The sequence below is a fragment of the Bradyrhizobium sp. CCH5-F6 genome, assembly GCF_001556045.1.
Taxonomy (GTDB): domain Bacteria; phylum Pseudomonadota; class Alphaproteobacteria; order Rhizobiales; family Xanthobacteraceae; genus Bradyrhizobium.
In genome coordinates this window covers 153,259-175,161 of record NZ_LSIC01000124.1, presented here as the reverse complement: position 1 = coordinate 175,161, position 21,903 = coordinate 153,259, and the positions used below count along the sequence as shown (strand labels likewise).

The window sequence follows — 21,903 nt, the reverse complement described above, 5'->3', positions numbered from 1 at the left end:
CGCCTATTGGCAGCGCGCCCAGGAGAGCCGCCGCAGCGAATTGCGCGCCGCAGCGCGCGCGCTACCTGCCGCCGGCGACCTGCTGGCGATCCCGCGGCAGCGGCTGGATTCGGCGGGCGCGTCCCTGCCCCGCTGCCTCAAGGCCAACACGCACGCGCATTTTCGCAGGTTCACCGCGGCCAGTTCGAAGCTGACGCTGCGGGTGCTGCACGGCCAGATCTCGCAGGCCGATCACCGCCTCACCGTGTGCGGCGAACGGCTCGGCCTCTCCACGCGCTCGCTGCTGCGGCAGCGGCGCGATCGCTTTGCCGGGCTGGAGGTACGCCTGCGGGCCTCAAAACTCTCCAACGCGCAGGCGCGGCGCAACGCGATTGCCCGCCAGCGCGAGCGCACCCAGCGTCTCGCCGAACGCGCGCAACGCGCGCTTGCGACGCTGCTGCACCGGCTCGATGCCCGCGTCGAGAACAGCGGCAAACTGCTCTCGGCGCTGTCCTATCGCGGCGTGCTCGCGCGCGGCTTTGCGCTGGTGCGGGACGAAGCCGGGCATCCGCTGCATGCGGCGGATGCGATCGGGCCCGGCGCACGGGTCGAGATCGAGTTCGCGGATGGACGTGTCGGCGCGACGACGGATGCGGATCGTCCGACGTCCACGGCAAAGCGTGCACCGGCGCAGCCGAAGGCGGCCGCGCAGGACGCAAAACCGGCGCCGAAGCGCGTGGGCAAGCCGGTGGATCAGGGCACGTTGTTCTGAGTCTGCGCGGTGCGCGTGCTGCACACACGCTATCGTAGCCCGGATGAGCGAAGCGACATGCGGGAACGGGCTGTCCCGGATGTCGCTTCGCTCATCCGGGCTACGACACCGTCAAACTTACCGGCAGGACAATCCCGCGTCGATCGTGGTCCAGAAGCCGCAATGCTCGGGCGCCTGCATTGGCGCGCCGGCGTGGGCTTCGAACAGGAAGATCGCGACGGTGAAGACGATCAGTGCGGAGGAGAACAGGACGAAGCGGTTGCGCATGAGGACTGCGTTTAATCGACATCGTGGTCGAACTAAGGCGCCGTCAGGTGCTGAAACTACCACGGCGCGCGATCCGTAGATTCACGGTCGGCCCCGCTTCGGAAATTGTAGCCGGGGTAGCCCGCATGAGCGTAGCGATATGCGGGACGGTCTTCCCGGATATCGCTACGCTCATCCGGGCTACTGGACCGCCATCACCGCGCCAGCCACTGCGAAACTTCCTTCTGGGCGTCGGCACGGGCATCCGCATCCGTGCCGGGATGGCCGCGCTCGGGCGCGGCGGCATCGTTGCTGCCGGCGAGCGCATGCAGCGGTGTGCCGCCGCGGTCGAAATCATGATGGGCGCCGGGATAGACCACGATGCGCGCGAGCGCGCTGCGGCCGCGCGCGCCGTCAACCATCTGACGGCAGGCCGGCGGCGACGACACGTCGTCATCGACGCCGATCAGCACGAGAGTCGGCACCCGCGTGCTCCAGCCGAGGCCGGCGGAGACCCTGCAATCCGGATAGAACGCGATCGCGGCGCGGAAATCCGGGCCGAGATCGCGCGCCGCGCTCTGCGGGCGCACGGCCCAGAGCAGCGCGCTCGCACCATTCGACCAGCCGATCAGGCTGACGCGGTCGTGCGCCACCCAGGCCTGCTTCATCAGCCAGGCGCGCGAGGCCGCGATGTCGGCGACGCGTTCGCGGCGCGCTTTGACGTGCATCTCCCTGACTCGGCATTGCGGCCCGAGATCGCGCGATCCGTAGCTGTCGGGCAGCAGCACGGCATTGCCGGCCCTGAGCAGGCGCTCGGCCCAATCCCGATAGTGCGGCTGCACGGGATCGGTATGACCGCCGAGGCCGTCGCAGCCATGCAGCGCGATGACGGTCGGAAACGGACCTGCGCCCTCGGGCTTGTAGAGCTGCGCATGGAGGACCCCGGACGCGAGCGGGATGTCGACCTGCTGCGGGACCGGCGCGGCTCGCGCGGCCGACAGCAGCAGGGTCAGGAACAGGGCGGTCAGCCGAAGACGCATCTGACTCTGCCGGAGAAGACGCCGGAACCAGCGATCCTTCGCTCGAAGCCTCATCACGCGAAAACGGCGGTAAAACATCACAAACCGGTGGGTTTGACGGGCGGACAAGCCACCCCATCTATGCTACATCCCGTCCAACACATCGTGCCCTCCAGGCTTTTCCCGGGAGGGGCCTTCCGCGGAGACTTTCGACCGTGCTGAACAAGTTCGGCCCCTCGGGCCATGGCGAAGCGCAGGTGCAGTATCTCGACGGCGATTTCCGCGTGATCTCGCCGGGGACCTTCGTGCGCTGCGCGATCACCGACACGCGAATCCCGCTCGACGAGCTGAAGTACTGGAGCGTGGACCTGCAGGAGGCCTACGCCACGCCCGCTGCCGTGCTGCAGCGGCATTTCCCCGGCGCGCTCAAGCCGCAGCCGTGAGGCCCATGGCGCGCGGCTATTGCACCGTGCCATCTGACGAGCCTGCGCAAGTCTTGATGAAATCCTTCCGGGCCTTCCCGACGATCTTCTGATCGATCGCCTGCTTCAGGCAATCCAGGCGCGCCTGCGCCATGCAGAGCTGCATCTGGTCGCGCTTGTCCTGTCCCTGCAGAGCCTGGGTCGTCGCCAGGCACGTGACCCGCCTGGTCGCGGGAACGGGCACCGTGCCGGCCGGATCTGCCGGAGCCGTCGGCGGACTCGCTTGTGCAAGCACCGGCGCAATGCTCAGACACAAAAGGCTCGCGGCGACGGCGGCAGACGGCAGCTTCATCGAATTCTCCTGATGGTCCGGAAGCGATAGACCCTTTGCGATGAATGCCCCCTGAATGAGAGGATGCCAAAGCTGCGGCAACGCGCACGCTCCGGCCGGCCAGAACGCGCGGTGCAATTTTCAGCATCATGGAGATGCGGACATTGCTCGCGCTTGCACGTCTACAAACGAAATGGTCTCCGCCGCATCGGCCTGCGTTGCATCGAAGAGCGCGTGCACTCCTTGGTTAGTCATTTCGCGCTGTAGTTGGATTTTCACCGCGCCTTGGCGCCCTTAAGTTGTTTGACGAAGTCTCGGTGAAACACAGCACTGCTATCCTGCACGTGAGGTCGCTGGCCCTGATGCCCAGGCAATCGAGCGACCAGACGGCCATCGAGCTTCGGATTCGCCGCCCTCTGTGAACAGGCTCATATCGAGGAGCCAATCGGCGGACTACGATCGCCTCGGAAATTCGCGGTGGAATATCTGTAAATCGAAGGCAACGCTGGGGGTGATCATGCCCACCATATTAGACCTGCTCTATCGTGAATATTGCCGCGCCCGTCTCGCCGAGATGCGCAAACAGCTTCTGATCTCAGCCAAACGCTCTGAGGCGTTCGAAACGGATCATCGCCATGCGGAGCAGGATGATGATGGGATCACGGAGGCACATCGCAAGACCGGCCACGTCCTGCCGCGTTGAAGCGGCCCGACACGGCGATCTCCCGCGTAGCAGTGACCAAGCAACTGGCAACAGTCTGGGAGTCAGCAATGAATACACCCGAGTGCTATACCGTCATCGTGACCTGCATCTCGTGCCTGACCATCGTCAGCTTGATGGCCGTCGGGGCGTGGTAGGCAGGTCCCCATGCCTCTTTACGGACATGGTTCCGATTTCGACATGAGCACAGCCGCCGCGTCGTTCGACTGCGGCGGCTGTGCGTCAGATCCGGATGTCAGCTTCCAGGCGGGGTATACGAAGAACGCAGCTTCGCCGCGTTCTGGCGGACCTGCTTGATCTCGTCCTGCGTGAACAACCGAACCAGTTTCACGTTCTGCAGGGTGCCCGCCGTCACGGTCAGGCCGGAAATGGCCGGAGCCGCACTCGGATCAGGCACATCGAAGATCACCAGGACGCCGGGACCGTCGGCGGCAACGCTGTACATTGAAATCAGCTTTCCACCGGCCGCTTCAATGAGCTTCCTGGCGGCCTCCTGCCGATTGGTTGCCGGGTTTTCCAGGATGGCGTTGAGAGCGCGTGGTGTGTACTGGCCAGTGAGGCAAAAATGCATGGCATGTTCTCCTCTGCTTTTGGCAATGACTCTCCCTGCCGCTCCGAACTGGTCGTTGCGGCCGTCGCATCTGAAATCATGAAGATCGCGCCCGCCGTGGGCATAAACGCCGTCTATGATTGCCGGGAGTTCGGCACGTCCTGGTGACGGCTCTCATGAAAGGCTACATCAGTTGCCAGGAGTGCGGAAGAGAATTCGTCAGCCGCGACACTTCGCTTGACGAGCTACGGCAGAGACGCTTGCCTAATGCACGAGATCAACGCGCGCTGAACCGCCGCTCGCGCGCCCTGTACAGATGATCGCTGATCAACTGCCGCAGCTTTGCCGGATCGTCGAACTCGAGTTGCACCGCGAACGACACGATGCCGTCAGGCACGCCCTCGCGGCCGCGCAAACGCGCGAGATCCTTTTCCGTGGTCACCAGCGTGAGCTGCTCGCGCTGGGCCTCGACGGCGAGGGCGGCGAGCTCCTCATTCGAAAACATGTGATGGTCGGCGAAGGCACGCGTGCGCGCGACATCTATTCCGCAGGCGCGCAACGTGCGGACAAAGCGGTCGGGATCGCCGATGCCGGCGAAGGCGAAGACCCGCTTGCCGGACAGCTGCGCGAGCGATGCAGCAACGGGCTTCAGGTGCGCGCGCAGCTCCGGCTTGTCGCGCTTGGCAAGCTCCGCCGCGACATCGTTGGCGGCACGACCGTCGCCGATCAGCACCAGCGCGTCGGTGCGCGCGAGCTGCGTCGCCAGCGGCGCACGCAGGGGGCCGGCAGGAAACACATTGCCGTTGCCGAGGCCGCGCTCGCTGTCGATCACGATCAGCGACGCGTCCTTCAGAAGGCGCGGGTTCTGGAAACCGTCATCCATCAGAACCACGGTGGCGCCCTGCGATTTCGCGAGCGCGACGCCCTCGAGGCGGTCGCGCGCGACTGCGACCGGGACGTCGCTCGCCATCATCAGGGGCTCGTCGCCGACGTCAGCCGCGGTGTGACGCGTGCGATCGACCATGACCGGGCCCTTCAGGCGTCCGCCATAGCCGCGGCTGAGCACCACCGGCGTCTCGCCGAGCTCGCGAAGCAGCTTCGTCAGCGCCAGCACGGTCGGCGTCTTGCCGGCGCCGCCGACATGGTAGTTGCCGACGCAGATCACGGGAATGCCGGCATCCACGCCGTTGCGCAGCATGCGCCATGCGGTGGCGGCGCCGTAGAGCACACCGAGGGGACGGAGGACATGCGATAGCGGGGAACGTGGCCGGTACCAGAAGGCCGGCTCACGCATTGGCGGCCCCCATCTCGATCCGCAATTGCAGTAGGTACGGCTCGAGCGCGGTCATGGTGCGATCGAGCGCGCCGCCGAGCTGCTCGACCACGCCGATGCCTGCGCGCTGCATCTTGTCGCGCACGGTCGGCTCGGCCAGGAGCGCCCCGCCGCTGCCGTCGAGCGCCTCATAGACGTCGGCGAAGTTGAAGACGTGCGGTCCGTGGACGATCGCGGCGCCCAGCTTGATCGCCTCGATCGGATTCTGGCCGCCATGGTGGATCATCGATCCGCCCATGAACACGATCGGCGAGAGGCGATAGAACAGGCCGAGCTCGCCCATGGTGTCGGCAACATAGACGTCGGTCGTCGCCGTCGGCAGCTCCTCGCGCGAGCGCAGCGTCGGCTTCAGGCCGGACGCCGTGACCACGCCTGCGATCGCGGAGCCGCGATCCGGATGCCGCGGCACGATCACGGTGAGGAGCTGCGGGAAGAAACCGGAGAGGCTGCGATGCGCCGCGATCAGCATCTCGTCCTCGCCCGGATGGGTCGAGGCCGCGACGATGATCGGACGCCCGCGCGTCATCGCCATCAGCCGTTCGAGCTTTGCGGGATCGGCCGGCGGCGCCGGCACGTCCAGCTTCAGATTGCCCGTCGTGACGACGTCGCGGCCGCCGAGCGCAGAGAAGCGCTCGGCATCGGTCTTCGATTGCGCGAGGCAAATGTCGAACCGCGACAGCAGCGCCGAGATGGTGCCGTGCATGCGCCGCCAGCGCGGGAAGGAGCGCGGAGACATCCGCCCGTTGATCAGCACCATCGGTACCCGGCGCGCCGCGCCGGCGAGGATCAGGTTCGGCCACAGGTCGGACTCGATGAACAGCGCCAGCGACGGCTTCCAGTGATCGAGGAAGCGCGCGACATAGCGCGGAGAGTCATACGGCACGTATTGATGGATGACGTCAGGCGGAAAGCGCTTCGCCACCACGGCCGCCGAGGTGACGGTGCCCGAGGTGAGCAGGATGCGCAGATTGAGATCGCGCAGGCGCTCGATCAGCGCCGCCGCGGCCAGCACCTCGCCGACGCTGGCGCCGTGGATCCAGACCAGGGGGCCATGCGGCCGCACATCCCGGGACAGCCCTCGCCGCTCGCCGACGCGCGCGGGATCCTCCTTGCCCTGCTTCAGCCGCCGCTTGATCAGCGCAGGCGCGAGCGGCACCAGGCCGGAGGCCAGGCGCCGATACATCCGCAGCGTGATCGGCAGCGCAATGGGCAGCGATTTAGGCATCTTCCGGTCCCGGACGGCCGAGTTGCGCGTAGGCGCGGCGGGTCGCTTCGTTCAACGTGTCTTCCAGCTCCTGCCGCAACGCTTCCATCGTCGCGGCGTCGGCATCCGGAGGAACGTGGATTTCCTTGATGCCGACCAATGCGCCCCGCCCGAACGGCAAATTGATCGTTGTGCGGTCCCAGTTCTTGAGCCGGACGAATCGGCTGGTCGCCATCGCGAAAGGCATGATCGGCCGCCCCGATTCCCGTGCCAGCATGATAATGCCGAGCCCCGCCACGCGCGAGCGCTTGGGGACGTCGGCGGTCAGCGCGACATTACAACCGGCTTCCAGCGTCCGCACCATTTCCTTGAAGGCGCCGACGCCACCTTTACGGTGAAACGCGCCGCCATGGTCGCCGGACCCCCTGATAGTGCCGATGCCGAGCCGCTCGGCGGCGATGGCATTGAACTCGCCGTCGCGGTGCCGGGAGATCAGCACCTTGGCCTTGTACCAGTCCTTGTTCTTGATGAAGGGCGTGAGGAAATGCTGACCGTGCCAGAAGGCGAAGATGGCGGGGATCTGGGGCTCGACGCGTTCATAGACGTCCGGCGGATCGAACGTGAATTTGTTGGTCCGCCAGACCAGACGCAGATATTCGGCCGCCAGGACCCCGACGGCACGCTGAACGAAGCTGCTTCGCAGCGTATTGCGAAGCAGTTTTTTCAACGCGCCGAATCTTGATTCGGGTCGAGCAGCCGATGCAGGTGGACGATGAAGTAGCGCATCTGCGCGTTGTCGACCGTGCTCTGCGCCTTGGCCCGCCAGGCGGCGTGAGCGGTCGCATAGTTCGGATAGAGCCCGACGACCTCGACGTCGTCGAGATTCTTGAAGGTGTTGTGCTCGAGATCGACGAGCTCGCCGCCGATGACGAGGTGAAGCAGTTGTTGCGGGGCACTATCTGGCATGGGTCCTGTTCCTAAGGGGCTGCCCGGCAAAGCAGTGTCCGACAAGCACGACGAAGCGCTTCACGGCAAGGGACGGTTTCGAAAATGCGCGACAATGCCCGCATGACGATCGCGTCCCGCTGCCACCAGCACCCCGTGCGCCACTTCCCGGCGGTTATAGAGGATGGGTTCTCCGGAGAGATCGCTCATCCTACCATCCGCTTCCTGCACGATCAAATCGGCCGCCGCAAGGTCCCAATCATGGCTGTTGCCGCCCGCAAAAGCCGCATCCAGCGCGCCATGGGCGACCCGGCACAGACGCAGCGCGAGCGAACCGATTCGCCGATGCAGCGTGATCTCGCCGAGTGAGGGCTTCAGCCGCTCGACCAGCGGCTTCGGGCCGGCGACGCGGGCGAAGTCGAGCGCGGATCCGGACGTCGCCCGCACCGGCCTGTCGTTCAGCGTCGTACCCTGGCCGCGCACCGCGAAGAAGAACTCGTCGCTGGTCGGCGCGAACACCGCGGCAAGCACCGGCGAGGCGTCCTCCACGAGCGCCACGCTGACGCACCACTCGTCATGACCGCCCAGATAATTGCGCGTGCCGTCGATGGGATCGACGATCCACGTCAGCCGCCGCGACAGCCGCGCCGCATCGTCGGCGCTTTCCTCGGACAGCCAGCCATAGTCGGGGGTTGCAGCGCGCAGGCGCGCCTCGAGCAGATCGTTGACGGCGATGTCGGCTTCCGACACCGGCGAGGAGGCACCCTTGGTCCACTTCCTCAGCTCGGTGCGGAACATCGACTGCGCGAGCGCGCCCGCTTCCCGTACCGTGTCCTTCAGCAGCGCCGCATCGCGCATAAGGATGGCTTCATCGAGAACAGGCGTCATCGGGTCAACCGAGCCGCATCCGAGGACCGCCTCTCCCCATGGGAGAGGTAGGCCAAACAGCATCTGCGCGATCAGCGTCCGCCAAGCGTCAAACCCTCGATGCGCACCGTCGGCGCGTTGATGCCGTAGCGGAACTCGAGATTGTTCGCGGGCTGCATGGACTTGAAGATCTCGAACAGATGCCCCGCGATCGTCACTTCGCTGACGGGATAGGTGATCTCGCCATTCTCGATCCAGAAGCCGGAGGCGCCGCGGCTGTAATCGCCGGTGACGCCGTTGACCCCGGAGCCGATCAAATCGGTGACATAGAACCCTTGCTTGATGTCGGAGATCAGCTCGGCTGGCGTCGGCGCGCCGGCTTCGAGATGCAGATTGTACGGTCCGGGCGACGGCGAGGACGAGACGCCGCGATGGGCGTGGCCGGTGGTGGTGAGGCCGAGCTCGCGCGCGGTCGCGCAATCGAGCAGCCAGGTCGTCAGCACGCCCTCGTCGACCAGCGCGGTCTTCTTCACCGCGACGCCTTCGGCGTCGAAGGTCTGCGAGCGCAGGCCGCGCCTGCGCAGCGGATCGTCCACGATGCGGATGTTTTTCGCGAAGAGCTGCTGGCCGAGCTTGTCCTTCAAGAAGCTTGTCTTGCGCGCGATCGAGGCACCGTTGATGGCGCCGACGAGATGGCCGACCAGCGAGCCGGCAACACGCGGATCGAACACCACCGGCACCTTGCAGGTCTCGACCTTGCGCGGATTGTAGCGCGCCACGGTGCGCTCGCCGGCGGAGCGGCCGACCGTCTCCGGCGACAAGAGATCGGCGCCGTGAGGCGCCGAGGTAAAGTCGTAGTCGCGCTCCATGCTGGTGCCTTCGCCCGATATGGCGGTGGCGGAAATGCCCTGGCTGGAGCGCAGGTAAGTGCCGTGGAAGCCGGTCGAGGTGACGAGCACCATGCCGCCGATGCCGGCGGAAGCCGAGGCGCCGCCGGACTTGGTCACGCCCTTCACGCCGAGCGCCGCAGCTTCGGCCGCAAGCGCGCGGCGCTCCAGCTCGGCGGTCGCGGGCACGTCGGGATCGAGCAGGTCGAGATCGGGGAAGTCGCGCGCGAGCAGCGCGGGATCGGCGAGGCCGACATATTTGTCGTCGGGCGCAACACGCGCCATCGCGACCGCGCGCTCGGCGAGCTTGGTGACGGCATCGCCGCTGACGTCGTTGGTCGAGACCACCGCCTGGCGCTGGCCGACCAGCACGCGCAGGCCGACATCGTCGCCCTCGGACCGCTCAGATTCCTCGACACGGCCGTCGCGCACCTCGACGCCTTGCGAGACGCCGCGCACGGCGACCGCATCGGCCGCGTCGGCGCCGGCGCGCCTGGCCGCCTCGACCAGCCGCTGCGCGAGATCGGAGAGAGCGGACTGATCGAACAGGTCGCGATGGGCCGTGGTCGTCGAGCTTGGTGAAGAGTTCACGAACGAAATCCTGTTGGGGCGGGGTTCGGGACCGGAACCCACAGATGTGCCCTGATAGCGGGGACTTCAAGCATTTTCAGCTCGCCAAAGCTCAGATTCGCGGCTTCGGGGCAACGTCTCGTCAATCATGCGCGCCAAGGTCTTGTCAATCATGAGCTGCAGTGACGGTGGGTTAACCAGCCTTTTTAAGCGGTTTCGGAAAGGGGCGCGCTAGGGTCCTCGCATCGACCGGGAACATAATCCCGGCGGGGAGAACCAAGCCGTGAGGCGTCAAACAGCAACATGCGGGATCGCTCCCGCCGGGTCGAGCCGCTCCTTGCGGCTCGACCCTCTTTCCCTTCCGGTCCGCTTCGACGCGCACGATCCGCGCGCCGACGGACATGTCAGGCAGATCGAGCTTCATCGCGAGCGTGTCGTGCTGCGCCGTGCCGTGCGCGGCATGCAGATGGCGATCAACGTGCGCGTCAGCGACTTCACCGGCGTCGCGCTGCGCGGCAACGACGAGGCGCAGACCCTCGTCCTCGTGCATCGCGATCCCTCCCTGTCCATTCCGCTGCTGGTCGGCGCCGATGCCGACGAGATCGCGCAGGCCTGGGCGATCTGGAGCGAGATATTCGCGCTGCCGCAGCTCGACGAAGGCGCACGCAAACCGGCACCGCGCCGCCGCCGCGCCAACGCGATCCGCGCCCGCCGGCCGAAATTCCTGATGCGCCGCCGCGTTGCGATGGCGCGCGAGCTCACCGTTCATCAGGGCGAGCGCGAGATCATCGCGAGGAATTAAACGGCAATCACGGTGCCGTAGGGTGGGTTAGCCGTAGGCGTAACCCACCTCTTATATTTCCGCGGCAACAGAAGAGGTGGATTACGCTTCGCTAATCCACCCTACGCAGCCGCTACGACGCCCTCATTACCGCGTCCGCGAGCTACCGGTTCATCGCGGCGAACGCGAGATCATCGCAAGGAATTGAGTGGCCATCAGGCCGCCCGCAGCACCGCGTCGGCCAGCAATCCCGCGAACAGCAGCAGCCCGGCATCCCGGTTCGACTTGAACAGGCGAAGGCACAGCTCGGGATCGTCGATCCTCAGCCGCACGATCTGCCATGCCAGATGCGCGGCGAAGGCGGCAAGGCCGAGCCAGGCCGGCCAGCGCGCATCGGCGGAGGCCAGCGCGACGCCGATCAACATCACAGCGAGCCCATAGAACAGGATCAGCGCCTGGTGCGTATGCGCGCCGAACAGGCGCGCGGTCGACTTGACGCCGATCAGCGCGTCGTCTTCGGCGTCCTGATGCGCGTAGATCGTGTCGTAGCCGATCACCCAGGAGATCGCGCCGCCATAGAGCACGAGCGCGGTGACGTCGATCCGTCCGAAGGTGACGGCAAATCCCATCAGGGCGCCCCAGGAGAAGGCCAGCCCGAGCACGATCTGGGGCCACCAGGTGATGCGCTTCATGAAGGGATAGATCGCGACGACCAGAAGCGAGGCGATGCCGGTCAGGACGGCGAAACGGTTGAATTGCAGCAACACGACGAGACCGGTCACGGCCAGCGCGACCAGGAAAGCCAGCGCCTGCTTCACGCTGATCTGCCCCGAGGGCAACGGCCGCGAGCGGGTACGCTCGACCTTGGCGTCGAGGTCACGGTCGGTGATGTCGTTCCAGGCGCAGCCGGCCCCGCGCATCACGAAGGCGCCGACGAAGAACAGCGCGATGGTGAGTGGCAGGCCGCGGACGTCGTGCGCCATGCCGGCGGCCAGCGCCGCCGACCACCAGCACGGCATCAAGAGGAGCCAGGAGCCGATCGGACGGTCGAAGCGGGACAAGCGCAGGTAGGGTCGCGCCCAATGCGGCGCGACGGTATCGACCCAGTTGCCGGTGGAATCGGCAACGCGGGCGGATGTATCGCTCATCGGGTCAGGACGTTGCCGTTGAGCGTGTCGAAGGTGCTGCCGCCCTTCTTGGCTGCATTGATTTCCGGCGCCGAGCCCGAACCCAGGACCTCGCTCAGCGACGGGCCGGCCGGACGCGCCTGTTGCTGCTGCATCTGCATCGCCACGTTGCAGACCTTCGTCGCCATGGCCTCGGTGTTCTTGTGGCCGTCCTTCATCTGCGCGCCGATCTGCGGCGGGATTCCGCATTTGGCGGCGTTGGTCTCGATGTACTTGATCATCTTGACTTCAGCCTGGCTGAAATTGCGGATCAGCTTGCAGGCCTCGTCAGGCGGCGCGTGACGGTCGCTTGCGGCCTTGATCAGCTTGCCCCGCTTCTCGGCTTCCTCGCGCAGAGGAACGAAGGCCTTCATGCAATCCTCGCCGGGACCGGCACCGCCGATCGGGGCCGCGCCGTTCACGGGGAAGGAGGATTGCGGCGCAGCGCCGACGGAGGCGACGGGCGCTGAGCCGTTCACGGGCGGAAAGGCTGAGCTGCTCGGAGCCTGGTTTGGCAGCGGCGCCGGGAAGGCGCTTTGCGCATAGGCACCCGCGGTGCCCATGGCGAGCATGGCGGCAGTGATCGGAACCATCAAATGACGGATCATCAAATTGGTTTCTCCGGCAGGAGCTTACGGGGTTCGGCGTCTTGCAATTGAAGCGCAACCAGCGTGTTCGCGTTTTTACGATTCCCGCCAGCGCTTAACAACCCGTTGAATAGGGCAAGAGCGCGGCGCCGGGACGCACCATTTTGGCAATATTTAACCCCGAAATGGCGGCTTTCGGCTAAGAACGGCGGTAAATTGGACCTTGAACGATGCCTTCCCACGATTTTCGCGCCCCTCGCCTGTTCGTCGACGCCCCCCTCGCCCAGGACGCCAGGGTCGAGCTCGACCGCGACCAGAGCAATTATCTCGGCAATGTACTGCGGCTTTCCGCCGGGGCCGAGGTCCTGGCCTTCAACGGCCGCGACGGCGAATGGCAGGCCGCCCTCGAAGGCCGCAAGCGGCCGGATGGCCTCGTCGTCCTGCAGCAGACCCGGCCCCAGGACCGACTGCCCGACCTCGTTTACGTCTTCGCGCCGCTCAAGCATGCCCGGCTGGACTACATGGTGCAGAAGGCCATCGAGATGGGTGCCGCCGCCCTGCAACCCGTCTTCACCCGGTACACCCAGGCCGCCCGGGTCAACACCGAGCGGATGCGCGCCAACGTCGTCGAGGCGGCCGAGCAATGCGGCATCCTCAGCATCGCCACCGTGGCCGAGGCGGTGCCGCTGGAGCGCTTCTTGAGCCAGCGCGCCGCGGGCCGGCTGCTGATCTTCTGCGATGAGGCGGCGGAGGTCCAGGACCCTGTCCAAAACCTGCAACGCGCCCGTGAGGCCGGCGGAGGTATTGACGTGCTGATCGGCCCCGAAGGCGGCTTCGCCGAGGAGGAGCGAGCGCTGCTGCTGCGGCAGCCGAACATCCTGCGGCTGGCCCTCGGCCCCCGGATCATGCGCGCCGACACCGCCGCCGTGGCAGCCCTGGCGCTGGTGCAGGCGGTGCTGGGCGACTGGGGCGGGGGAAGCGGCTAGATCGTTTCCTGCACCGCCCGGTGCAAGGTCTCGGACGGCAGCTCTCCGAAGGCCGCCCTGTAGCTCGCCGCGAACTCGCTCAGATGCCAGAAGCCGTGCGCAATCGCGCACGCCTTCACGCTGCGCGGCCCGGGACCGATGCGCAGCTGCTTGCGCACCGACCAGAGCCGCAGGATCCGGCTATAGCGATGCGGGCTCATGCCGCAAATGGCCTGGGTCGCGCTCTGGAGAGTCCGGACGGACACGCCCACCTGCGCGGCCAGTTCGGTCGTCTTGGGCCAGACCGTCAGATCTTGCCGGATCAATCTTTCCATGTCCGCGACGATCCGCCGATAGCCGTCCGTGGCGGACGACGCAGGTCCGCAGCTCACGCCGGTGCGCAGCGCGGCGTCCATCGTGCTGAGCAGGGACTGCTCGACGGCGGTCAGCGACATCGGCTGGTTCAGGAAGTCCGGGTCATGCGCCGCGATTTCCAGCGTGACTGAGATCAGGCGGCGCAGCGAGGCAAGGACGTCCGATGGCGGGTTCACCAGGCGATAGCCATCATCCAGTTGCACCCAGGGTTCGCGCTGCGGCAGGCTGAAATACAGCACAGCCATCAGCCGGCCCTCCGGCTCGTAGACCAGGCAATCGGAGCTGCCCTTCAGGACGACGATGGAACGGCCCATCGATTGCCCGTTGATGCGCGCCGAGGTGACGTGATCCATAGGCACCACGACGGCGACGGCATTGTTCAACTGATAGCCGCGAACGATCCTCGGGAAGGTCTTCACCAGAGAGAGGGTCAGGGTCGGCAGGCTGAGCCGGGCCCGCATGATTGCCGTCGCCCCGACCGACAACGGCATGCTGGATGCGCCGGCATATCGCTCGGTCTCGCCGAAATGGTCGATGTCATACGCCCTGAGCTCGAGGGCTGACGATGGCTTGAGCTCCTGGAAGGACATCAAGCGGTCCGTCGCCAGCTCTTGCGCTCCCTCGCGCGCAGTATCGAGACAGCCTTGATCCATCCCGCTTACTTTGCCTTCTTGGCGGACGTGGCGCCCTTGGAGGCGCGCAGATCATCCGGCCCGCTGATGCCGGCACGCCTGAGATCGCGAAGCAGCTTCGTGAGCAACAGCATGTTCGTCTTCTGCAGTTCGTGGTTGTTTCCAAACCTGAATGCGTTCTGCTCGGTCACGATGAGTCCGGCCTTCGTCTCGGCGAGAATCTTCCGCCTCTTCAGTCCTGTCACGCGACGGCGAACCGTCTCCAGTGGCAGGCTGAGGAAGCGGGAGAGTGCCGCACGAGAGACCCCCTGCTTGATCAAATCCGGCTCGACCGCATGAATGCTGGAGAATTTCTCGTCCAGCGCCGGATTGTTCATCACGTGAATGACGTTCGCATTCAGGACCGCATGAACGATCAGAAGGTCCAGCGGATCGAAGTCTTCGTAGTGCCGGAAGAGCTCGCTGATCGAAAACAGCATGTAGGCCAGCGTGTGTCGCGAGACCGTCCGGATAATATCTGAGGCATTGCGCATGAATCTGAAACCGTGATTCACATTGTAACGAACTGCAGCAGCGAACGGATCATCTGCCATACCCAAAATGAGTATGCGGCGACTTGCCAGCCGTCCTCAATTTCCCATTGTGACGCTGGCCTTCGGCTGCATCGGACATGGTTCGCCGACGAGTTCGCGAACAGCAGTGAAGGTTGGACCTTCGGCGTGCCTGCCGGAGCGGTGACCGCCGCGTCTTTGGTGCGCGACCACTCATCCAACGATTTCGACGAAGGCGGCGCCGCCGAGGGGCGATCGCGATGGAAGAACTTGGCGATGCAAGACTCGACGGAAGACTTGGCGACGGAAGATTTGGCGACGAATGACGATGTCGTGCCCGAGGCGGGACGATACGAGGCGCTGCGACTCATCAAGGCGTTTCTCCGCCTCACGGACCCCGGCAGAAGGGGAAGGGTCCTCGACCTGGCGGAGCAACTTGCGGCAGAAGCGGTGTCCGCCGCAGCAGGCGCGACCTGTGCGGCGACCGAGGCACCCCCACTCCGCAGCCCGAACGAATGAAGCCGAATCGTCTCGTGCGGCGCGCACCCCGCGACGAAACGGGAGCAGACACGGGATAAGTATTATATTACCTGATCGAGATACAAGCGACGTGGCGTGTCACGCCCTGGCGACGGGGCCGGTGCCGCGCCAAACTCGTTAAGCGATTGATCCTTTGGAGGTCGAAACCGCATTCGGGCCATGCTAAGGGCTGCGCCAACTCCCATCCCTTCCTTAGCCTGCCCGGTTCCACCGGGATGATGGACCCTGAGATGACCGCGACTGCCACCTCAAATGCTGCCGGCTCCGCCGCCTGGGCGGATACGCTGCTCTTGTCGTTCGCGCAGGCCGGCTATGTCAGGGCCGAGCCCGCCATCCTGCAACCGGCCGAGCCGTTCCTGGACCTCTCGGGCGAGGACATCCGCAAGAGTCTGTATCTGACCACGGACCTCACCGGCGAGGAGCTCTGCCTGCGCCCGGACCTGACGATCCCCGTCGCGCGCGACTATTTGGCCTCGGGGCGCGCCGGCCAGCCGGCCGGGTTCAGCTATCTCGGCCCGGTGTTTCGCTACCGCAGCGGCCAGGCCAGCGAATTCCTGCAAGCCGGCATCGAATCGTTCGGCCGCCAGGACCGTGCCGCCGCCGATGCCGAGATGCTCGCGCTGGCACTGGAGGCGACCGCCGCCTTCGGCGTCCGCGATGTCGAGATCCGCACCGGCGACGTCGCGCTGTTCAATGCCCTGCTGGACGCACTCAACCTCTATCCGGTCTGGCGCCGCCGCCTGGTCAAGGATTTCAACCGCAAGATCAGCCTGGAAAAGGATCTGGAGCGACTGGCGGCCGCAACCACCGCGACGCGCAGCGAATATGAGGGCGTGCTGGCCGCCCTCGCCGGCTCCGACCGCAAGGCGGCGCTCGCCTTCGTCACCGATCTGATGTCGATCGCGGGCACCACCAATGTCGGCGGGCGCACCACGGCGGAGATCGCCGATCGCTTCCTCGAGCAATCGACGCTGAAGGGCGGCGCGCTGCCGCGCGAGGCCATCGCCGTGCTCAAGCGCTTCCTGTCGATCGCGGGCAATCCCGACGAGGCGATCGCCGAGCTGCGCGCGCTCACCGCCGACGCGAAGCTCGATCTCGCCTCGGCGATCGATCAGTTCGAGAGCCGGGTCGGCTTCATGGCCGCGCGCGGCATCGACGTGAAGCAGACCCGCTTCTCGACGGCGTTCGGGCGCGGCCTCGACTATTACACCGGCTTCGAATTCGAGCTTCATCACAGGGGCAACGGCGCCGAGCCGCTGGTCGCCGGCGGCCGCTATGACGGCCTGATGACCCAGCTCGGCTCGACGGCGCCGATCCCCGCGGTCGGCTTCTCGGTCTGGGTTGACGCGCTGACGCGGATCGGCCGCAAGGTGGGAGCTTAAGTCATGAGCGCGCCATTCGTTCTGGCCGTTCCCTCCAAGGGCCGCCTTCAGGAGAATACCGAGGCCTTCTTCGCCCGCGCAGGGCTCAAGCTGTCGAAGGCCGGCGGCGCCCGCGACTATCGCGGCACGATCGCGGGCCTCGACAATGTCGAGGTCGCCTATCTCTCGGCGAGCGAGATCGCCTCGCAACTGTCGCGCGGCTTTGCGCATCTCGGCGTCACCGGCGAAGACCTGGTGCGCGAGAACATCGCGGATGCCGACAAGCGCGTGTCTCTCATCGAAGGGCTCGGCTTCGGCTATGCCGACGTCGTCGTCGCGGTGCCGCAGGCCTGGATCGACGTCCGCACCATGGCCGACCTCGACGACGTCACCACCGGCTTCCGCGAGCAGCATCACATGCGGATGCGGGTCGCGACCAAGTTCGTCAACCTCACCCGCGGCTTCTTCCAGACGCATGGCATCACCGACTACCGCATCGTGGAAAGCGCAGGCGCGACCGAAGGGGCGCCGGCCGCCGGCAGCGCCGAGCTGATCGTCGACATCACCACGACGGGCGCGACGCTCGCCGCCAATGGCCTCCGGGTGCTCGACGACGGCGTGATCCTGCGCAGCCAGGCCAATCTGGTCGCCTCGAAGGAGGCCGACTGGTCGCCGCAGGCGCGGGAGACGGCGCGCGTCATCCTCGATCACATCGCGGCACGGGCCCGGGCCAACAAATACCGCGAGGTCCGCACCCGCTTCCGGGAATGCGACGCGGCTTTGCTCGCTGAGGCCCACAGTCGTTTCGGTGTCGAGGCACCGTTCGGCGCGCCAACCTCATCAGGCATGCTGACGTTGCACTGCCCGCCGGGGCAGCTCTACGCACTGGCGAGCTTCCTGCGCGAGCATGGCGCGGAGACCGTCTCGGTTGTCTCGCTCGATTACGTGTTCGACCGCGAGAATCCGCTGTTCGCCAAGCTCGAAACGTTCCTGGGGCGGTGAGCCCCGGGGGTTCGTTCAGCGTAGCGACAGCAAACGGCAGCTACCATATGCTGTTGAGAAGACCTAACACCTCTGGAACCTTGATCGATGACGCTGGGCTCTGACGTTTCCGGCATGACGACCACGGCGGCCAGCGCCGCCGCGAAGGGACTGTCGATTGTCGTCCCCGTCTACAACGAGGCGGCGGGGCTCGCTGCCCTGCATCAGCGCATCTGCGATCTCGCGAAGACGCTGCGGCAACGCTATCGGCTGTCTTGCGAGGTCGTCTATGTCGACGACGGCAGCAAGGATGCGACGCTGTCGATCGCGCGGGCGCTGCCGGCCGACGCCGTCGACGTCCAGGTGGTGTCGCTGTCGCGCAATTTCGGCAAGGAGGCCGCGCTGATGGCGGGCCTCGACCATGCCCGGCTCGGCGCCGTCATGTTCATGGACGGCGACGGCCAGCACCCGCCGGCACTCATCGAACAGCTGGTGCGGCACTGGATCGAGGACGGATATGACGTCGTCTACACCGCCAAGGCGCATCGCGACAACGAGCCCTTCCTGCGGCGGGTCGCGGTGCACGGCTTCTACGCGCTGATCAATTGGGGCGCGCGCCAGAAGATTCCCGAGGACGCCGGCGACTTCCGCCTGCTCTCCCCGCGCGCGGTCGCCGCACTCAGGCAGTTGCCGGAGCGCAACCGCTTCTTCAAGGGCCTCGCCAGCTGGATCGGCTTCCGCCAGATCCGCGTCGACTACGAGCCTGCGGCGCGCGTCCATGGCGTCACCACGTTCAACGCCGCAAGCCTGCTCGGCCTCTCGATCGAAGGCCTGACCTCGTTTTCGGTGGCACCGCTGCGCTTCGCCAGCCTGCTCGGCGTCATTCTCGCCGGAGGCGCCTTCCTGTTCGGCCTTTCGATCCTCTGGGAGGTGTTCACGACCGGCAAGCAGGTGCCCGGCTATCCCTCGCTCGTGATCGGGCTGATGACCATCGGCGGCGTGCAACTGATCATGATCGGCATCGTCGGCGAATATATCGGCAAGATCCTGTCCGAGCTGAAGGCGCGCCCGATCTACTTCGTCGCCGAGCACAGCGAAAAGCATTTCGAGACCGACAAGGCCGACGACGTCTCCAAGAGGACGGCGGCCGAATGAGCGCGGCGGCAAGGCCGCGGCGGATCTGGCTCTGCGCCGACGATTACGGCATCAGCCCGGGCGTCAACCGCGCCATCCGCGACCTGATCGAGCGCGGCCGCCTCAACGCCACCTCGGTGATGATGGTGGGCCCGGCGATCGCGCGCAGCGAGATCGAGGCGCTTCAGTCCGCAGCCAGGACGAGCCCGCGCTGCACGATCGGATTGCACGTGACGCTGTCGGCGCCGTTCCGGCCGCTCACCATGCATTTCAGGCCGCTCGACGGCGACATGTTCATGGCCTTTCCGAAGCTGCTGCGCGCGGGCGTCTTGCGACGGCTCGACCGTGAGTTCTTCCGCAATGAGGTCAAGGCGCAGCTGGCGGCGTTTGCGGACGCGTTCGGGCGCACTCCTGACTTCGTCGACGGCCACCAGCATGTGCAGCTCTACCCGCAGGTGCGCGACGGCTTCGTCGATGCGGTCGTTGAGACTGCGCCGAACGCCTGGGTGCGTCAGGGCGGTCGCGATCTGCCGCTCCGGCAGCGGCTGGCCTCACCAAAGGCGCTGGTGCTCGATAGTCTCAGCGCGCAATTCCGCCGCCGCGCCCGCGGTGCCGGCCTCAGCTTCAACCCCGGCTTCGCCGGCGCCTATGATTTTTCACGCGCCGCCGATTTCGGCGCGCTGATGCGGCAGTTCCTGGACGGCCTGCCGGACGGCGGCCTCGTGATGTGCCACCCCGGCTTCGTCGATGACGTGCTCGCCGGCCTCGACCCGATGACCGACGTGCGCGAGCGCGAGCATGCGTATCTCGCCGGCGACGCCTTTGCGCGTTTGCTGACGGACAGCAACGTGACGCTGGGATGAAACCGGGGAAGAGCGGGCCTGGAGGCAGCTTGTCGCATACGGAAATTTAATCCGGCCGGCACTGTTGGGGCCACAATGGAACCCTACATCTGCTGCGCGCTTGATTTTGCGCGAAGGAGACAGATCATGACGCCGCAGGAACGCCAGCTCGTCGACGACCTTTTCGACCGGCTTTCAAAGCTGGAAAATGCACCGCGCGATCCCGATGCGATCGCCGCGATCTCCGACGGCCTGCGCAAGGCGCCCGGCGCCGTCTATGCGCTGACGCAGACCGTGCTGCTGCAGGACGAAGCGCTGAAGCGCGCCCATGCCCGGATCCAGGAACTGGAAGCGGGTCATGCGCCCGAGCCGGCCCAGTCCGGCGGCTTCCTGGATTCGATGCGCGATACGCTGTTCGGCGGAGGCCCGTCGCGGGGCTCGGTTCCGAATGTGCCTCCGCGCGATTCGCGCCCCACCTGGAATAGCGGTCAGGCGATGCAACAGGGTCAGCCGGGTTATGGCCAGCCGCCGGCTTACGGCCAAGGTCCGGGCCAAGCTCCCGGCCAAGGCTTTGGCGCGCCGCCGGTCGGCGGTGGCGGCGGCTCGTTTCTGGGCACGGCGGCGGCGGCGGCGGCCGGCGTCGTCGGCGGCTCGCTGCTGCTCTCCAGCATCCGCGGCATGATGGGTGGATCGCATCAGCAGGCTTTTGGCGACACCAACGCCGCGGGCGACCGCAGCCCCTGGGGCGGCGGCGACCAGTCGGGCGGATCGCTCGCGCGCGAGGCCGGCGTCAACGACATCGGATCGAACCGCGATTCCCGCCAGGGCTTCTTCGACCAGGCGTCGAATGACGACCGGAACAACAACGATCAGAACTACGACGATCACGACGACAACATGGACATGGCCGACGACAGCGATTTCGGCGACGGAGACGACGGCGGCAGCGATTACGCGTAAGGGCTGCTGTGTAACGCCCCAAGCAAAGCGGCCGCCTACAGGGCGGCCGTTTATATTTTCAGCTATCGCGCAGGTATCTTCCCTTCTCCCCTTGTGGGAGAAGGTGGCGCGATCACATCACCACGACTTTGGTGCCGACATTGACGCGGCCGTAGAGGTCGATGACGTCCTCGTTGCGCATGCGGATGCAACCGGATGAGACGTTGGTGCCGATGGTCCAGGGCTCGTTGGAGCCGTGAATGCGATAGAGAGTCGAGCCGAGATACATCGCGCGGGCGCCGAGAGGATTTTCCGGACCGCCTTCCATGTGCCGGGGCAGATCGGGACGGCGCGCGAGCATTTCCTTCGGCGGCGTCCAGTCCGGCCATTCCCGCTTGGCGGTGATCGACTTCACGCCGGACCAGGTGAAGCCGGGACGGCCGACGCCGATGCCGTAGCGCATCGCCCTGCCATTGCCCTCGACGAGGTAGAGGAACTTGTTCGGCGTATCGACCACGATCGTGCCGGGACTTTCATTGCCGTTATAGTCAACGAGTTGTTTCTCGAATTTCGGATCGAGCGGACGCTGCCGCGGGTCCACCGCCTCCTGCTGAAGAGCTGCACCTTGCATCTGCGGCTCGCCCATCGGCGGCAGGCGACGCTGGTCGTAGTAAGCCGGCTGCTGCTGATACACCGGCTGCTGCGGCGCGTAAGCCGGACCTCGACCCGGACCATCGCCGAACAGGAACTCGATGAATCCGCCACCCATGTTCGCATTGGAGGCGACGCGCACCGGTGCCGGCGGCACCTGCGGCGCATAAAGCACCGCCGGCGGATCGTTCGGCACGCTGTTGTCGAAGGCGCTGGCGCCGTTCGCGCCGGCAATGAAGGTGCAAGCGCTGCCGAGCAGCGCGACGGACATTTTCTTGAACATCGACGTACTCTGTACTGTTTCGTCTGGATCGCACGCGCCGTTGGAAGGTGCCCGGCTGGACGGCGCCGGCGACGTGGTCAATAAAAAGCAAAAGCCGTTTTGTTTGGTAAACGAAACGGGCTTTTGGATTCACCACGTCGCGAGTGGCGGCGCAATTTGGCGATCAGCGTTTATTTTCGATGAACGCCGCGCCTCCATGGTTAACCGCTTCTTTGCGCAGCGTCGCGCGCAGCCGCCCCTTCAGTTCCGGTTGTGAACCTCGTGTTAAA

The 21,903-nt window shown here is 66.0% G+C and carries 28 protein-coding genes; 13 read left to right on the top strand and 15 right to left on the bottom strand.

The window, feature by feature from the left end; genetic code table 11:
• The coding region (locus AX729_RS23710) for an exodeoxyribonuclease VII large subunit (protein WP_283807813.1) at nt 1-751 on the top strand (751 nt) is incomplete at its 5' end.
• Between the two features lie 117 nt (nt 752-868).
• Here the strand turns inward: AX729_RS23710 and AX729_RS39920 are convergent.
• Together AX729_RS39920 and AX729_RS23705 are read right to left on the bottom strand one after the other, a co-directional pair.
• Nucleotides 869-1,018, bottom strand: coding sequence for a hypothetical protein (locus AX729_RS39920; RefSeq protein ID WP_197433655.1), 150 nt, complete (start codon nt 1,016-1,018; stop codon nt 869-871).
• Nucleotides 1,019-1,212: 194 nt separating this feature from the next.
• Nucleotides 1,213-2,037 carry a dienelactone hydrolase family protein gene (locus tag AX729_RS23705; RefSeq protein WP_061026690.1) on the bottom strand — a complete coding sequence of 275 codons (825 nt, stop codon included), beginning with the start codon at nt 2,035-2,037 and terminating at the stop codon, nt 1,213-1,215.
• A 194-nt stretch (nt 2,038-2,231) separates the two neighbouring features.
• On the opposite strand from AX729_RS23705, the gene AX729_RS23700 reads away from it, so the two are divergent.
• The gene (locus tag AX729_RS23700; RefSeq protein ID WP_014491939.1) at nt 2,232-2,459 is read left to right on the top strand and encodes a DUF2093 domain-containing protein; all 228 of its coding nucleotides are present in this window, start codon (nt 2,232-2,234) and stop codon (nt 2,457-2,459) included.
• A gap of 16 nt (nt 2,460-2,475) precedes the next feature.
• Here AX729_RS23700 and AX729_RS23695 read toward each other — a convergent pair whose 3' ends face one another.
• On the bottom strand, nt 2,476-2,790 hold the full coding sequence (locus AX729_RS23695; protein ID WP_061026710.1) for a hypothetical protein: 315 nt from the start codon (nt 2,788-2,790) through the stop codon (nt 2,476-2,478).
• Between the two features lie 496 nt (nt 2,791-3,286).
• Between AX729_RS23695 and AX729_RS23690 the strand changes: the two genes are divergently transcribed.
• Complete coding sequence (locus AX729_RS23690; RefSeq protein WP_061026709.1) at nt 3,287-3,472, top strand: hypothetical protein; 186 nt, start codon at nt 3,287-3,289, stop codon at nt 3,470-3,472.
• Nucleotides 3,473-3,725: 253 nt separating this feature from the next.
• On the opposite strand, the gene AX729_RS23685 is transcribed toward AX729_RS23690, so the two are convergent.
• Complete coding sequence (locus tag AX729_RS23685; RefSeq protein ID WP_061026689.1) at nt 3,726-4,061, bottom strand: GYD domain-containing protein; 336 nt, start codon at nt 4,059-4,061, stop codon at nt 3,726-3,728.
• Between AX729_RS23685 and AX729_RS39915 the strand changes: the two genes are divergently transcribed.
• Nucleotides 4,056-4,208 (top strand): hypothetical protein, encoded by a 153-nt coding sequence (locus AX729_RS39915; protein WP_156457167.1) that lies wholly within the window; start codon nt 4,056-4,058, stop codon nt 4,206-4,208. The two genes, AX729_RS23685 and AX729_RS39915, sit on opposite strands and share 6 nt — an antisense overlap.
• 109 nt (nt 4,209-4,317) lie before the next feature.
• Here the strand turns inward: AX729_RS39915 and lpxK are convergent, their stop codons facing one another.
• From lpxK to AX729_RS23655, 6 genes are all read right to left on the bottom strand, one after another.
• Complete coding sequence (gene lpxK / locus AX729_RS23680; protein ID WP_061026688.1) at nt 4,318-5,334, bottom strand: tetraacyldisaccharide 4'-kinase; 1,017 nt, start codon at nt 5,332-5,334, stop codon at nt 4,318-4,320.
• Nucleotides 5,327-6,598 carry a 3-deoxy-D-manno-octulosonic acid transferase gene (locus AX729_RS23675; RefSeq protein ID WP_061026687.1) on the bottom strand — a complete coding sequence of 424 codons (1,272 nt, stop codon included), beginning with the start codon at nt 6,596-6,598 and terminating at the stop codon, nt 5,327-5,329. The genes lpxK and AX729_RS23675 overlap by 8 nt, the downstream gene beginning before the upstream one ends.
• The gene (locus AX729_RS23670; protein WP_061026686.1) at nt 6,591-7,304 is read right to left on the bottom strand and encodes a lysophospholipid acyltransferase family protein; all 714 of its coding nucleotides are present in this window, start codon (nt 7,302-7,304) and stop codon (nt 6,591-6,593) included. The genes AX729_RS23675 and AX729_RS23670 overlap by 8 nt, the downstream gene beginning before the upstream one ends.
• Entirely contained in the window at nt 7,301-7,543 is a 243-nt protein-coding gene (locus AX729_RS23665) for a DUF4170 domain-containing protein (RefSeq protein ID WP_061026685.1), read from the bottom strand. The genes AX729_RS23670 and AX729_RS23665 overlap by 4 nt, the downstream gene beginning before the upstream one ends.
• A 60-nt stretch (nt 7,544-7,603) precedes the next feature.
• The gene (locus AX729_RS23660; protein WP_061026684.1) at nt 7,604-8,410 is read right to left on the bottom strand and encodes a 3'(2'),5'-bisphosphate nucleotidase CysQ; all 807 of its coding nucleotides are present in this window, start codon (nt 8,408-8,410) and stop codon (nt 7,604-7,606) included.
• A gap of 71 nt (nt 8,411-8,481) precedes the next feature.
• Nucleotides 8,482-9,867 (bottom strand): TldD/PmbA family protein, encoded by a 1,386-nt coding sequence (locus AX729_RS23655; RefSeq protein WP_061026683.1) that lies wholly within the window; start codon nt 9,865-9,867, stop codon nt 8,482-8,484.
• Between the two features lie 262 nt (nt 9,868-10,129).
• Between AX729_RS23655 and AX729_RS23650 the strand changes: the two genes are divergently transcribed.
• Complete coding sequence (locus tag AX729_RS23650) at nt 10,130-10,648, top strand: DUF6101 family protein (RefSeq protein ID WP_061026682.1); 519 nt, start codon at nt 10,130-10,132, stop codon at nt 10,646-10,648.
• A 194-nt stretch (nt 10,649-10,842) separates the two neighbouring features.
• Here AX729_RS23650 and ubiA read toward each other — a convergent pair whose 3' ends face one another.
• Complete coding sequence (ubiA, locus tag AX729_RS23645; RefSeq protein ID WP_061026681.1) at nt 10,843-11,775, bottom strand: 4-hydroxybenzoate octaprenyltransferase; 933 nt, start codon at nt 11,773-11,775, stop codon at nt 10,843-10,845.
• Complete coding sequence (locus AX729_RS23640) at nt 11,772-12,401, bottom strand: hypothetical protein (protein WP_061026680.1); 630 nt, start codon at nt 12,399-12,401, stop codon at nt 11,772-11,774. The genes ubiA and AX729_RS23640 overlap by 4 nt, the downstream gene beginning before the upstream one ends.
• 209 nt (nt 12,402-12,610) lie before the next feature.
• Between AX729_RS23640 and AX729_RS23635 the strand changes: the two genes are divergently transcribed.
• On the top strand, nt 12,611-13,366 hold the full coding sequence (locus tag AX729_RS23635; RefSeq protein ID WP_061026679.1) for a 16S rRNA (uracil(1498)-N(3))-methyltransferase: 756 nt from the start codon (nt 12,611-12,613) through the stop codon (nt 13,364-13,366).
• Here the strand turns inward: AX729_RS23635 and AX729_RS23630 are convergent.
• Together AX729_RS23630 and AX729_RS23625 are read right to left on the bottom strand one after the other, a co-directional pair.
• Nucleotides 13,363-14,211 (bottom strand): helix-turn-helix domain-containing protein, encoded by an 849-nt coding sequence (locus AX729_RS23630; protein ID WP_245325355.1) that lies wholly within the window; start codon nt 14,209-14,211, stop codon nt 13,363-13,365. The genes AX729_RS23635 and AX729_RS23630 overlap by 4 nt on opposite strands.
• Before the next feature lie 167 nt (nt 14,212-14,378).
• A complete protein-coding gene (locus AX729_RS23625; RefSeq protein ID WP_061026677.1) occupies nt 14,379-14,885 on the bottom strand; it encodes a hypothetical protein in 507 nt (168 codons plus the stop codon).
• Between the two features lie 12 nt (nt 14,886-14,897).
• Here AX729_RS23625 and AX729_RS41235 point away from each other — a divergent pair, with 12 nt between their 5' ends.
• The 6 genes from AX729_RS41235 to AX729_RS23595 all read left to right on the top strand — a co-directional run bounded on the left by AX729_RS41235 (nt 14,898) and on the right by AX729_RS23595 (nt 20,721).
• A complete protein-coding gene (locus AX729_RS41235; RefSeq protein WP_245325353.1) occupies nt 14,898-15,422 on the top strand; it encodes a hypothetical protein in 525 nt (174 codons plus the stop codon).
• A gap of 251 nt (nt 15,423-15,673) precedes the next feature.
• Nucleotides 15,674-16,825, top strand: coding sequence for an ATP phosphoribosyltransferase regulatory subunit (locus tag AX729_RS23615; RefSeq protein WP_061026707.1), 1,152 nt, complete (start codon nt 15,674-15,676; stop codon nt 16,823-16,825).
• A gap of 3 nt (nt 16,826-16,828) precedes the next feature.
• A complete protein-coding gene (hisG, locus tag AX729_RS23610) occupies nt 16,829-17,806 on the top strand; it encodes an ATP phosphoribosyltransferase (RefSeq protein ID WP_061026676.1) in 978 nt (325 codons plus the stop codon).
• Nucleotides 17,807-17,893: 87 nt separating this feature from the next.
• On the top strand, nt 17,894-18,940 hold the full coding sequence (locus AX729_RS23605; RefSeq protein ID WP_061026675.1) for a glycosyltransferase family 2 protein: 1,047 nt from the start codon (nt 17,894-17,896) through the stop codon (nt 18,938-18,940).
• Entirely contained in the window at nt 18,937-19,782 is an 846-nt protein-coding gene (locus AX729_RS23600) for a ChbG/HpnK family deacetylase (protein ID WP_061026674.1), read from the top strand. Before AX729_RS23605 ends, AX729_RS23600 begins: the two co-directional genes overlap by 4 nt.
• Nucleotides 19,783-19,908: 126 nt before the next feature.
• Nucleotides 19,909-20,721: a DUF2076 domain-containing protein gene (locus tag AX729_RS23595; RefSeq protein ID WP_061026706.1), complete on the top strand. Its 813-nt coding sequence runs from the start codon at nt 19,909-19,911 to the stop codon at nt 20,719-20,721.
• 112 nt (nt 20,722-20,833) lie between these two features.
• Here AX729_RS23595 and AX729_RS23590 read toward each other — a convergent pair whose 3' ends face one another.
• A complete protein-coding gene (locus tag AX729_RS23590) occupies nt 20,834-21,634 on the bottom strand; it encodes a L,D-transpeptidase (RefSeq protein WP_061026673.1) in 801 nt (266 codons plus the stop codon).
• Here AX729_RS23590 and AX729_RS39910 point away from each other — a divergent pair.
• The gene (locus tag AX729_RS39910) at nt 21,627-21,890 is read left to right on the top strand and encodes a hypothetical protein (RefSeq protein ID WP_156457165.1); all 264 of its coding nucleotides are present in this window, start codon (nt 21,627-21,629) and stop codon (nt 21,888-21,890) included. The genes AX729_RS23590 and AX729_RS39910 overlap by 8 nt on opposite strands.
• Nucleotides 21,891-21,903: the final 13 nt, after the last annotated feature.

Bases quoted from the DNA above. Each gene is read 5' to 3' on its own strand.
- AX729_RS39920 (WP_197433655.1), bottom strand. From the start codon at position 1,018: ATGCGCAACCGCTTCGTCCTGTTCTCCTCCGCACTGATCGTCTTCACC.
- AX729_RS23690 (WP_061026709.1), top strand. From the start codon at position 3,287: ATGCCCACCATATTAGACCTGCTCTATCGTGAATATTGCCGCGCCCGT.
- AX729_RS23695 (WP_061026710.1), bottom strand. From the start codon at position 2,790: ATGAAGCTGCCGTCTGCCGCCGTCGCCGCGAGCCTTTTGTGTCTGAGC.
- AX729_RS39915 (WP_156457167.1), top strand. From the start codon at position 4,056: ATGCATGGCATGTTCTCCTCTGCTTTTGGCAATGACTCTCCCTGCCGC.
- AX729_RS23640 (WP_061026680.1), bottom strand. From the start codon at position 12,401: ATGATCCGTCATTTGATGGTTCCGATCACTGCCGCCATGCTCGCCATG.
- AX729_RS23660 (WP_061026684.1), bottom strand. From the start codon at position 8,410: ATGACGCCTGTTCTCGATGAAGCCATCCTTATGCGCGATGCGGCGCTG.
- AX729_RS23625 (WP_061026677.1), bottom strand. From the start codon at position 14,885: ATGCGCAATGCCTCAGATATTATCCGGACGGTCTCGCGACACACGCTG.
- AX729_RS23675 (WP_061026687.1), bottom strand. From the start codon at position 6,598: ATGCCTAAATCGCTGCCCATTGCGCTGCCGATCACGCTGCGGATGTAT.
- AX729_RS23635 (WP_061026679.1), top strand. From the start codon at position 12,611: ATGCCTTCCCACGATTTTCGCGCCCCTCGCCTGTTCGTCGACGCCCCC.
- AX729_RS23685 (WP_061026689.1), bottom strand. From the start codon at position 4,061: ATGCATTTTTGCCTCACTGGCCAGTACACACCACGCGCTCTCAACGCC.
- lpxK (WP_061026688.1), bottom strand. From the start codon at position 5,334: ATGCGTGAGCCGGCCTTCTGGTACCGGCCACGTTCCCCGCTATCGCAT.
- AX729_RS23605 (WP_061026675.1), top strand. From the start codon at position 17,894: ATGACGCTGGGCTCTGACGTTTCCGGCATGACGACCACGGCGGCCAGC.
- AX729_RS23595 (WP_061026706.1), top strand. From the start codon at position 19,909: ATGACGCCGCAGGAACGCCAGCTCGTCGACGACCTTTTCGACCGGCTT.
- AX729_RS23705 (WP_061026690.1), bottom strand. From the start codon at position 2,037: ATGCGTCTTCGGCTGACCGCCCTGTTCCTGACCCTGCTGCTGTCGGCC.
- ubiA (WP_061026681.1), bottom strand. From the start codon at position 11,775: ATGAGCGATACATCCGCCCGCGTTGCCGATTCCACCGGCAACTGGGTC.
- AX729_RS23630 (WP_245325355.1), bottom strand. From the start codon at position 14,211: ATGCCGTTGTCGGTCGGGGCGACGGCAATCATGCGGGCCCGGCTCAGC.
- AX729_RS23590 (WP_061026673.1), bottom strand. From the start codon at position 21,634: ATGTTCAAGAAAATGTCCGTCGCGCTGCTCGGCAGCGCTTGCACCTTC.
- hisG (WP_061026676.1), top strand. From the start codon at position 16,829: ATGAGCGCGCCATTCGTTCTGGCCGTTCCCTCCAAGGGCCGCCTTCAG.
- AX729_RS23615 (WP_061026707.1), top strand. From the start codon at position 15,674: ATGACCGCGACTGCCACCTCAAATGCTGCCGGCTCCGCCGCCTGGGCG.
- AX729_RS23665 (WP_061026685.1), bottom strand. From the start codon at position 7,543: ATGCCAGATAGTGCCCCGCAACAACTGCTTCACCTCGTCATCGGCGGC.
- AX729_RS23600 (WP_061026674.1), top strand. From the start codon at position 18,937: ATGAGCGCGGCGGCAAGGCCGCGGCGGATCTGGCTCTGCGCCGACGAT.